A 1218-nucleotide genomic window follows, 5' to 3' on the forward strand; every position below is an offset into this window, starting at 1 on the left:
CACCCCCCCCCGGGGCCGCCCCCCCGCGGGCGCGGGGCCGGGCCGTGCCCGGGGGGCGGGGTCACGCCGCCCCGCAAACGGGCCCGGGCCGCCCCCGCGGGGGCCCCCCCCTTCTCCACTACCGGCCCGGATCAGCCCTTGTCGCCGTCCCGGTCGTCCTCGTCCTCGTCGTCCTCATCGGACTCGTCGTCCTCGTCGTCCTCGTCGATGTCGAGCTCGACGTCGACCACGCCGGCGCCCTCCGACTCCTCGGACTCCAGCTCCTCGTCGGACTCGTCGAAGGCGTCGACGAACTCGACCCCGTCCATCTCGGCGAGCCGGTCGGAGGCGTCCGTGCTGCCGTCCTTGTCGGCCTCCAGGGCCTTGGCGAACCACTCGCGCGCCTCGCGCTCACGGCCGGCGGCGAGCAGCGCGTCGGCGTACGCGTACCGCAGGCGCGCGGTCCACGGGTGCACGGCGCTGGAGGCCAGCTCGGGGCTCTGCAGCGTCACGATGGCCGCGTCGAGCTGCCCCATGTCCCGGCGGGCGCCGGCGGCGACGAGCCGCATCTCGACCTGCCCGGCCTTGTCCAGCTTCTGCACCTCGGGCTCACCGGCCATGGCGAGGGCCCGCTCGGGCCGGCCGAGGCCGCGCTCGCAGTCGGCCATGACGGGCCACAGCTCGACCCCGCCGCTCATCCGGCGCGCGGCGCGGAACTCGGCCAGCGCCTCGGAGTACTTCTGCGTCGCGTACGCGGCGAAGCCGGCGGCCTCGCGGACGGCCGCGACACGGGAGGCGAGCCGCAGGGCGACCCGGGAGTAGCCGTAGGCCTTCTCCGGGTCCTCGTCGATCAGCTGGGCGACCATGACGAGGTTGCGCGAGACGTCCTCGGCGAGCCCCTTGGGAAGGCTCATGAGCTCCTGGCGCACATCCGGGTCGATCTCCTCACCGGTGACCTCCGGCGGGATCGGCAGCCGCTTGATGGGCGCGCGGTCACCACGGTCCCGGTCGTCCCGGCCCCGGAAGCCACCCCGGTCGTCCCGGCCGCGGTACCCACCGCGGTCGCCGCCCCGGTCGTCCCGGCCCCGGAATCCACCGCGGTCGCCACCCCGGTCGTCCCGGCGGAACCCGCCACCACGGCTGTCGCCGCCCCGGTCATCGCGACGGAACCCGCCACGGCTGTCGCCACCCCGGCTGTCGTCCCGACGGAACGACGAGGGACGCTCGTCACGCCGGTCG

Annotated in this window: 1 protein-coding gene; it reads right to left on the reverse strand. The window is 75.9% G+C overall.

Annotation, left to right across the window (positions count from 1 at the left end):
• Window positions 1-131: 131 nt before the first annotated feature.
• Window positions 132-953: a tetratricopeptide repeat protein gene (locus tag ACH4TP_RS27115; RefSeq protein ID WP_398439376.1), complete on the reverse strand. Its 822-nt coding sequence runs from the start codon at window positions 951-953 to the stop codon at window positions 132-134.
• Window positions 954-1218 lie beyond the last annotated feature (265 nt).

It is taken from the genome of Streptomyces sp. NPDC021012 (assembly GCF_044333355.1).
Classification (GTDB): domain Bacteria; phylum Actinomycetota; class Actinomycetes; order Streptomycetales; family Streptomycetaceae; genus Streptomyces.